The following is an 8,401-nucleotide window of genomic DNA, read 5'->3' on the forward strand; positions in this document are numbered from 1 at the left end:
TCCCTATGACGACTTCATCCAGATCGACGCGCCGATCAACAAGGGCAATTCCGGCGGCCCGGCCTTCGACATGAACGGCAACGTGATCGGCGTGAACACCGCGATCTTCTCGCCCTCCGGTGGCTCTGTCGGCATCGGCTTCGACATTCCGGCCTCGACTGCAAAGCTCGTCGTCGCACAGTTGAAGGACAAGGGCGCGGTCACTCGCGGCTGGCTCGGCGTGCAGGTGCAGCCGGTGACGTCGGATATCGCCGACAGCCTCGGCCTCAAGGAGGCGCGCGGCGCGATCGTCGACAATCCGCAGGACGGCAGCCCGGCGGCGAAGGCGGGCATCGAGGCGGGCGACGTCATCACCGCCGTCAATGGCACCGCGATCAAGGATTCCCGCGATCTCGCTCGCACCATCGCCACCCTGGCGCCGGGCACGTCTGTGAAGCTCGACGTCGTCCACAAGGGCGACAGCAAGACGGTGACACTGGCGCTCGGCGAGTTGCCGAACGAGCGGCAGGCCAGAGCCGACGAGGGCAAGTCGCAGCCGGATGCCGGCATGCCGCCGCGTCTCGGACTCAGCCTGGCTCCGGCCGGCGACGTGCAGGGCGCCGGCCAGAAGGGCGTCGTCGTCACTGAAGTCGATCCGCAAGGGCCGGCCGCGCAACGCGGCATCCAGACCGGCGACGTCATCCTCAATGTGGGCGGCAAGGCTGTCGCCAATATCGGCGATGTCCGTTCGGAGCTGGCGCAGGCGAAATCGTCCGGCAAGCGTAGCGTGCTGCTGCAGGTCAGAAGCGCGCAGGCGACCCGTTTCGTCGCGGTGCCGCTCGCATAAGGCGAACGTCCATCGGCGCAACTCCAAAAAGGCGGCCCCCCGGGCCGCCTTTCCTGTTCGCCTTCAGGATTCCGGATGTCCGCCGATAACATTCTCGTTAACGGCAGGGAGGATGACCCGGTTCGTCCGAAAAAGCCGTGTTCGCTCATCACAATTTCGGATCTCGTAGGGACTCGGCGGCAATGAAGCCGCCGGGACGATTGCAAGCGTGGAACTTCGAACTTGCCGCCGCTGAGCCGGCCGGCAATTCGCATTTGATCGGTGCCGACATGGATCGATTGAAGCTCTCGCTGAGGACTGCGCTGCTCGTGGCGCCATTCGTGCTGTGGGGCGGAATCGCTCTCGGGCGTGACGACGGCCGCTACGCGGATTCTCCCCTCAAGCCATGGTTCGACGGTCTGCGCAGCCATCTCGGTCCGTGCTGCTCAGATGCGGATGGGTTTGCCGTCGCCGATCCCGATTGGGACTCGCACAATGGACATTATCGCGTGCGGCTCGACGGCGAGTGGGTCGACGTCCCGGACGAAGCCGTGATCACCGAGCCGAACCGGGCCGGCCGCACCATGGTGTGGCCGGTGAAGACCGCGTTCGGCGTTTCAATCCGCTGCTTCATGCCGGGCAGCATGATCTGACGGAGGTCAGCGCGACCGTTTGGAGGATTTGCGCTTCGACGTCTTCTTCGAAGTCTTTCTCGAAGTCTTCTTGGATGTTTTCCGAGATGTCTTCTTTGACGTCTTTCGCTTCGCGGCTTTCTTCGGGACCTTCTTGCCCTTCTTGCGCGCTTTCGATAGGCCGATCGCGATTGCCTGCTTGCGGCTCTTCACGCGTCCGCCTCGACCGCCCGGTCCGCTTTTCGCGGTACCCTTCTTGTAGCGCTTCATCTCGCCTTCGACGTCGCTGCCGGAGCTGCGCGAGTAGCGGCGCTTCTTTGCCTTGCGTGCCATGCATGTTCTCCCTTGGCCTGGGAAAACAATCCGAGACAGGCATGGTTCCGAAAGCGCGCATGCACGTCCCGGATACGCGGCTTAGTCTAGAACGAATCCGCCAGCTCGATCTCGGCTTCCAGCACCTGAATGCGCCGTGCTGCCTCGCTGGAGGACAGATCCCGCGCATATTGCGCGGGCTGATACGCCTCTTCGCTCAGCCGTTTCAGCCGGAGGCCCTGCGCCCGCGTCATCTGCTCGGTGAGGAAAGTCTTGGCGGTGAGGAGAGTCTTGGCGTCGTATTTACCCTGAACCTGCATGTCGCTTCTCCCTTCTGAAATCGTGACTTGACTATATGTTCTTATTTTGTTCTAACAAGTCATGGACAACAGAATTAATGAAATTCGACGTAAAATCAGCGCCTTGAGGCTTGAAATGGCCGATGTCGAGGCGTCCGTGCGCGAGCTCGTCGAGCGCGATCGCGACTGCACAGAGAAGGCCTTGGCGCAGATGGATCTGCGCCGGAAAATCAATCTGCTGATCGGCGAATGGAAGGCTGCAGGTGGCGGCGATGTCCTGCCGAATGTCCGCGACAGGATGAGCCTTCGTTCCGCGAAGGCATCAGGTAGTCCTCTGCGCGTGATCGCGCGCCGCTGAAAGCTTTGGGAGCGCACGGTGGAGGAAGACCCGGATGCGTACCGGATTCTAAAGCTGCGCGCCGAGATTCTCGAACTGGGCTCTGCCATCCGGCAGCTGCAACGGGAGGGGCTCGACGACGCCGCGGCCCAGCTCTTGATCGCGCGCAAGCGCGCACGACTCGATCATCTGGTGAGAGCTGATTCCGGCAGCGTCCATCCTGACATCCTGGGAAGCCATCGGAGCTGAAGCCTGCGCGCAACGCGGCCCGAGAAAAGTTTGTTCGAACACGCAAAAAGGCCCCGCGATCGCGGGGCCTCTATGAGTTGGGCGAACAAAACCTACTTGGTGTTGCTCATGCCGCCCTTGTTGTTCGTCATGGTGCCGCCCTGATCGGAGCCGGGACCGGAGCCGCCCTGACCGGAGGGATCAGCACCCTTGGAGGACTTGGTGTTGGCGCCTGTGGTGGTTTGCGACGATGACATCGAGGATCCGTGTTTTGCCTTGTGCGACTTAGCCTGCACCGCGAACGGCGCGGCGGTGAGGCCGGTGGCCAACATCACGGCAAGAGCGAGCTTGGTGGTCTTCATGTGCGGGAACTCCCTGAGTTGAATTGACGCAGGCAGCCAACTGCTATTCGTCGCAGGAGTTCCGAACAAAGAAGTTCCGGTAAATCTCGCATCCTTCAAGATTGCTTGTCTTCTGCGAGGATGAATACGACGCCGGTGAGTGTCGCCCCGATCGCGAACGTCGTCACCAATGTGAGGGCGAAAACGACAACGGCCTGGCTTCCGCCGTGACTCAGCAAATTGGCGACGGCTGGATTGGACAGCACGAGCAAGAGGCTGAAAGCGAGCCCTAAGGCTGCGCCCATCATGGCGTGCGTCATCAGCTTGACGAGCCCGCTCGGAGAGATCAGGTCCGACGACTTTTTCGCGCGCATGGAACTCTATCCCGATCTCGCAAGCAACGCCTGCGACACGCGCCGGTTCCACCCGCATGAAGGAATCGTTATTGCCCGCTTCATCCGACGTTCATGCCGGGTGGGCGAGAATGACCGCGCAACACGGGAACATTCGATATGGGTAAGGTGGTCTTTCTCTATCGCTCTCTGGCTTATCGCAACGCCGCCGCGGACATCCTCCGCAAAGCGCGCAAGCTGCCCCGCGGCGCGGAGCGAAGCGCGGCGTGCCGCTATGCCAAGGCTCTGCGCGATCTCGCCCAAACGGAAGCCTGGCTCGAAGGACGGGTCGCGCGCGAGCCGCAAACGACGCAGCGCAGGAAGAGTGCGGCCTCCGGTTAACCGGACGCGCGCTGCAATTCGGCGGAGCTGGCGGCTTCGAAGTTGCCGGGCGCGGTCGTCGCGGCAGTCTTGCGGACCAACGGCACATCGAGCCGGCACAACAGACCCTCGGCGCGCCAATCGAATCGCGCCTGCCCGCCGAGCTGGGACTCGACGCTCGCAAGCAGGCTCCGCGTACCAAAGCCGCGGGATTTCGGCGTCATGACGAGCGGGCCGCCGGACTCCTCCCAGGTCAGCGTGAGCAGCTCATCCTCGACCTGCCAACCGATCGCGAGCCGTCCCGTCCGCGTCGAGAGCGCGCCATACTTCGCCGAGTTGGTGAAGAGCTCATGCAGGGCCAGCGCCAGCGTCTGGGCGGTTGCCGGCAGCAACTGAACTTCGGACCCCGCCAATTTGATCTGGCCGCCGAGGGAATAGGGCGCAAGCTCCTCGTCGATCAGCTTCGAGAGTTCGGCACCCTGCCAGCTCGACAGCGACAGGATCGTATGCACGCGCGCCAGTGCATTGATGCGTCCCTCGACGGCGCTGACATAGGCTTTGACTTCGTCGGCGCGGGTGAGGCGCACGATCGATTGCGCCAGCGCAAGCGCATTCTTGGCGCGATGATCGACTTCCCGCGCCAGGAGAGTCTGCCGTTCCTCGGCGCGCTTGCGTTCGGTGATGTCCACCGTCACGCCGCTGACGCGCATCACCCGACCGCTCTCGTCAACCGTGGCGGCGGCCGTGCCGACACACCAGCGCACATCGCCGTCGGGCCGCACGATGCGGAACTCCGTTTCATAGGAGCGTGTGCCCTTGTTGAATTCGGCGATCGCCTTGCGCAACTGATCGACGTCGTCCGGATGCAACAGCGCCTGAACGTTGGCCGGATTCACCTCGAAGCTCTCCGGGCCAACACCAAAGATGCGGTATTGCCCCTCGTCCCACATCCAGTCGCCGGTGATCCAGTCCCAGTCCCACGAACCCATCTTGCCGGCGGCGATCGCCATGCTGCGCCGCTCTTCGCTCTCGCGGAGCTTTGCGGTGGAATTCTCCAGCTCGGCGGTGCGTGCACGCACGCGGTCCTCGAGATCCTGGTTCAGCCGTTCGAGTTCGCGCGTCTTGCGATAGAGCTCTGCAAACACCTTGACCTTGGCGCGCAGCACCTCCGGCACGACCGGCACCGGGACGTAGTCGACAGCGCCCATCTCGTAGCCGCGCAGGCGGTCGATGTCGCTGACTTGAATGGCCGAGATGAAGATCATCGCGGTCTTCTGGAAGCGCGGGTGCTCGCGGATCATCGCGGCGAGCTCGAAGCCGTCGAGCTCGGGCATGCAGACGTCGACCAGGATCACCGCGATCTCGGTCTTGAGCAGCACCTCCAGAGCCTCGCGACCGGACGAGGCGATCACGAGGTTCTGGCCGAGATCCTTCAGGATCACCTCATAGGCGAGCAGCTTGGCCGGCTGGTCGTCGACGAGGAGGATGTTGACCTTTTCGTGGTCCATACGGGCATCCAACTCAGCGGTGCAGCCACATGCGGATTGCAAGCAGCAATTGATCGGTGTTGACGGGTTTGGCGAGGTAGTCGGACGCGCCGGCCTCGAGACATTTCTCGCGGTCGCCTTTCATGGCCTTGGCCGTCAACGCAATGATCGGAAGACGGGCGAAGGTCGGATTTTCACGAATGACGCCGATGGTTTGATAGCCATCCATCTGCGGCATCATGATGTCCATCAGCACGATGGCGATCTCCGGATTGGATTCAACCAGAGCCACCGCCTCGTTGCCGGTCGTGGCCGTCAGCACCTTCATGCCGCGTCGCTCCAGCACGCTCGACAGCGCGAAGATGTTGCGGGCGTCGTCGTCGACGAGCAGGGCGGTCTTGCCGATCAGGTCTTCGTCGGAACTGTTCAGCTTCTCGAGCATGCGCTGCTTCTCGACCGGCAACTCCGTGATCACGCGGTGCAGGAACAGCGCGGTCTCGTCAAGAAGGCGCTCCGGCGATTCCACGCCCTTGACCACGATGCTCCGCGCCATGGTGTGGAGCTCCGCATCTTCCTCGGCCGACAGCTCGCGGCCGGTGAAAACGACGACCGGAACGTTCGACAGCGCGTCGTCGTTCCGGATCTGGTCCAGCACCTCGAAGCCGGTCATGTCGGGCAGCCGCAGGTCGAGCACGACGCAATCACAGGGGTTCTCACGCAGCATCGAGAGCGCGTCGGCACCGGTGCCGGTCGTCACGATCTCGATGTCGTCGTGGTGCAGGAGCTCGCGGATCGAGAGCTGCTCGGCCTCGTTGTCCTCGACGATCAGCAGCCGCTTGCGCCGTGGCCGCGCGTATTCCTTGATCTGCGTCAGCGCGGCCGCGACGCCCTCGGTCGTCGTCGGCTTGTTGACGAAGGAGAAGGCGCCGCGCGCCAGCGCATGCTGGCGGTCCTCGTCGAGCGTGATGATCTGCACGGGGATGTGGCGGGTCAGCGGATTGTGCTTGAGCTGGCTCAGCACGGTCCAGCCGAGCATATCAGGCAGGAATACGTCGAGCGAGACGGCCCTCGGCTGGTATTGCTTTGCAAGTTCCAGCGCCTCGGCGCCGCGGGCGGCGACCAGCACCTTGAATCCCTTGTCGCGCGCGAGGTCGACCAGCACGCGCGCGTAATGCGGGTCGTCCTCGACGATCAGGAGGATGCTGTCGCCGGGTTCGAGGTTGAGCCGGTCGTCGGGAAGCTGCTCGATCACGCGCTGCGGTTCGGCTGTCGCGGGCTGCAGCGCCGGCGGCTGGCTCTGTTGAGGCGTCGCGCGGGGCGCGAGCGTCGGTCCGGAATATTTCAGCGGCAGGTAGAGCGTGAAGCACGAGCCCTTGCCCGGCAAGCTGCGCAGGTGGATCTCGCCGCCGAGCAGGCTTGCGAGCTCACGGCTGATCGCAAGGCCGAGGCCGGTGCCGCCATATTTGCGGCTGGTGCCGGCATCCGCTTGCTGGAACGCCTCGAAGATCAGCTTCTGCTTCTCCAGGGGAATGCCGATGCCGGTGTCGGACACTTCGAATGCGATCACCGCCGGCGCCGAGTTCAGCACGGGATGATCCGTGCCCCAGCCGCCGACCGCGGCGGCGACCTTCAGGCGGACCTCGCCCTCGGCGGTGAACTTGAAGGCGTTGGAGAGCAGGTTCTTCAAAACCTGCTGCAGGCGCTTGGAGTCGGTGACGAGGCTGCGCGCGAGGTTCGGATCGACGTCGATCTTGAACGAAAGGTTGCGGTTCTCCGCCTCGTGACGGAACGGCCGACCGACCGTCTCGAGCAGGTTCGCGGTCAGGATTTCCTCGGCGTCGACCGTTACCGTACCGGATTCGATCTTGGAGAGATCGAGAATGTCGCTGATGAGATTGAGCAGGTCGGTGCCGGCGCCGTGGATGGTGCGGGCGAATTCGACCTGCTTGCCGGTAAGATTGCCGTCCGGATTGTCGGTGAGCTGCTGGCCGAGGATCAGGATCGAGTTCAGCGGCGTGCGCAGCTCGTGGCTCATATTGGCCAGGAATTCGGACTTGTACTTCGAGGTCAGCGCGAGCTCGGTCGCCTTTTCCTCCAGTGCGCGGCGGGCCTGCTCGATCTCCTGGTTCTTGCGCTCGACTTCGACGTTGCGCTCGGCGAGTTGCTGCGCCTTCTGTTCGAGCTGATCGTTGGTCTGCTGCAATTCGCGCTGCTGGGTCTGGAGCTCGCCAGCGAGCTGCTGCGACTGCTTGAGCAGGCCTTCGGTCTGCATCGTCGCCTCGATCGAGTTGAGCACGATGCCGATCGAGTCCGTGAGCTGCTCCAGGAAGGTCATCTGTGAGGTCGTGAAGGAGGTCAGCGAGGCGAGCTCGATGACCGCCTTGACCTGGCCTTCGAACAGCACCGGCAGCACCACGAGGTTCTTCGGCGCGACGCGAAGCAATGCCGAATTGATCGGCACCACGTCGGGCGGAATGTCCGCAATAACGCGCGGGCGCCGGTCGAGCGCGCATTGGCCGATCAGGCCGTCGCCTAATGGCAGCACGCGCGGATACGGATAGACGCCATCGCCGGCATAGGAGGCAAGCAGCAGGAGCCGCGGACTGTCTTCGTTCTCGACCTGATAGATCACGCCGGTATGCGCATTCACCAGCGGCGACAATTCGGTCAGCAGCAGGCGACCGACGGTGGTGAGGTCGCGCTGGCCCTGAAGCATGTTGGTGAATTTCGCCAGATTGGTCTTCAGCCAGTCCTGCTCGGTGTTCACGTCCGTCGTGAGACGGAGGTTCGTGATCATCGTGTTGATGTTGTCTTTCAGCTCCGCGACCTCGCCGCGGGCGTCGACCTGGATCGACCGCGTCAGGTCGCCCTTGGTCACGGCGGTCGCCACTTCCGCGATCGCGCGCACCTGCGAGGTGAGGTTGGCCGCCAGCAAATTGACGTTGCCGGTGAGATCCTTCCAGGTGCCGGCGGCGCCGGGCACGTCGGCCTGACCGCCGAGCCGGCCCTCGACGCCGACCTCGCGCGCCACCGACGTCACCTGGTCGGCGAAGGTCGCGAGCGTCTCGGTCATGTTGTTGATGGTATCGGCGAGCGCCGCGACCTCGCCCTTCGATTTCACGGTGAGGTTCTGCTTGAGGTCGCCATTGGCGACCGCGGTCACCACCTTGACGATGCCGCGGACCTGCTCGGTCAGGTTCGCCGCCATGAAGTTGACGGTGTCGGTGAGATCCTTCCAGGTGCCGGC

Annotated in this window: 11 protein-coding genes; 5 read left to right on the plus strand and 6 right to left on the minus strand. The window is 63.6% G+C overall.

Annotation, left to right across the window (positions count from 1 at the left end):
• Both IVB47_RS29585 and IVB47_RS29590 read left to right on the plus strand, forming a co-directional pair.
• A partial coding sequence (locus tag IVB47_RS29585; RefSeq protein WP_247466713.1) for a PDZ domain-containing protein occupies positions 1-826 on the plus strand: 826 nt, incomplete at its 5' end.
• Positions 827-1,095: 269 nt separating this feature from the next.
• Complete coding sequence (locus IVB47_RS29590; protein ID WP_027568670.1) at positions 1,096-1,458, plus strand: hypothetical protein; 363 nt, start codon at positions 1,096-1,098, stop codon at positions 1,456-1,458.
• A gap of 6 nt (positions 1,459-1,464) precedes the next feature.
• Here IVB47_RS29590 and IVB47_RS29595 read toward each other — a convergent pair whose 3' ends face one another.
• Together IVB47_RS29595 and IVB47_RS29600 are read right to left on the minus strand one after the other, a co-directional pair.
• On the minus strand, positions 1,465-1,770 hold the full coding sequence (locus IVB47_RS29595; protein WP_247466718.1) for a DUF6496 domain-containing protein: 306 nt from the start codon (positions 1,768-1,770) through the stop codon (positions 1,465-1,467).
• An 86-nt stretch (positions 1,771-1,856) separates the two neighbouring features.
• Positions 1,857-2,069, minus strand: coding sequence for a DUF3072 domain-containing protein (locus tag IVB47_RS29600; protein WP_027568672.1), 213 nt, complete (start codon positions 2,067-2,069; stop codon positions 1,857-1,859).
• Between the two features lie 115 nt (positions 2,070-2,184).
• Between IVB47_RS29600 and IVB47_RS29605 the strand changes: the two genes are divergently transcribed.
• Together IVB47_RS29605 and IVB47_RS29610 are read left to right on the plus strand one after the other, a co-directional pair.
• Entirely contained in the window at positions 2,185-2,406 is a 222-nt protein-coding gene (locus tag IVB47_RS29605; protein WP_247439131.1) for a hypothetical protein, read from the plus strand.
• 18 nt (positions 2,407-2,424) lie between these two features.
• Positions 2,425-2,634, plus strand: coding sequence for a hypothetical protein (locus IVB47_RS29610; protein WP_247438969.1), 210 nt, complete (start codon positions 2,425-2,427; stop codon positions 2,632-2,634).
• 92 nt (positions 2,635-2,726) lie between these two features.
• On the opposite strand, the gene IVB47_RS29615 is transcribed toward IVB47_RS29610, so the two are convergent.
• Complete coding sequence (locus IVB47_RS29615) at positions 2,727-2,975, minus strand: hypothetical protein (RefSeq protein ID WP_247438972.1); 249 nt, start codon at positions 2,973-2,975, stop codon at positions 2,727-2,729.
• A 95-nt stretch (positions 2,976-3,070) separates the two neighbouring features.
• Positions 3,071-3,328 (minus strand): hypothetical protein, encoded by a 258-nt coding sequence (locus IVB47_RS29620; protein ID WP_247466721.1) that lies wholly within the window; start codon positions 3,326-3,328, stop codon positions 3,071-3,073.
• Positions 3,329-3,466: 138 nt separating this feature from the next.
• Here IVB47_RS29620 and IVB47_RS29625 point away from each other — a divergent pair, with 138 nt between their 5' ends.
• Positions 3,467-3,688 (plus strand): hypothetical protein, encoded by a 222-nt coding sequence (locus tag IVB47_RS29625; protein WP_018456200.1) that lies wholly within the window; start codon positions 3,467-3,469, stop codon positions 3,686-3,688.
• Here the strand turns inward: IVB47_RS29625 and IVB47_RS29630 are convergent.
• Both IVB47_RS29630 and IVB47_RS29635 read right to left on the minus strand, forming a co-directional pair.
• Entirely contained in the window at positions 3,685-5,175 is a 1,491-nt protein-coding gene (locus IVB47_RS29630; RefSeq protein ID WP_247466726.1) for an HWE histidine kinase domain-containing protein, read from the minus strand. The genes IVB47_RS29625 and IVB47_RS29630 overlap by 4 nt on opposite strands.
• Positions 5,176-5,188: 13 nt before the next feature.
• Positions 5,189-8,401 (minus strand): response regulator (locus IVB47_RS29635; protein WP_247466729.1); only part of this gene is annotated, 3,213 nt, incomplete at its 5' end.

The sequence above is a fragment of the Bradyrhizobium sp. 62 genome, from assembly GCF_023073035.1.
Lineage (GTDB): Bacteria > Pseudomonadota > Alphaproteobacteria > Rhizobiales > Xanthobacteraceae > Bradyrhizobium.

Bases quoted from the DNA above. Each gene is read 5' to 3' on its own strand.
- IVB47_RS29605 (WP_247439131.1), top strand. From the start codon at position 2,185: ATGGCCGATGTCGAGGCGTCCGTGCGCGAGCTCGTCGAGCGCGATCGC.
- IVB47_RS29595 (WP_247466718.1), bottom strand. From the start codon at position 1,770: ATGGCACGCAAGGCAAAGAAGCGCCGCTACTCGCGCAGCTCCGGCAGC.
- IVB47_RS29620 (WP_247466721.1), bottom strand. From the start codon at position 3,328: ATGCGCGCGAAAAAGTCGTCGGACCTGATCTCTCCGAGCGGGCTCGTC.
- IVB47_RS29600 (WP_027568672.1), bottom strand. From the start codon at position 2,069: ATGCAGGTTCAGGGTAAATACGACGCCAAGACTCTCCTCACCGCCAAG.
- IVB47_RS29630 (WP_247466726.1), bottom strand. From the start codon at position 5,175: ATGGACCACGAAAAGGTCAACATCCTCCTCGTCGACGACCAGCCGGCC.
- IVB47_RS29625 (WP_018456200.1), top strand. From the start codon at position 3,467: ATGGGTAAGGTGGTCTTTCTCTATCGCTCTCTGGCTTATCGCAACGCC.
- IVB47_RS29590 (WP_027568670.1), top strand. From the start codon at position 1,096: ATGGATCGATTGAAGCTCTCGCTGAGGACTGCGCTGCTCGTGGCGCCA.
- IVB47_RS29615 (WP_247438972.1), bottom strand. From the start codon at position 2,975: ATGAAGACCACCAAGCTCGCTCTTGCCGTGATGTTGGCCACCGGCCTC.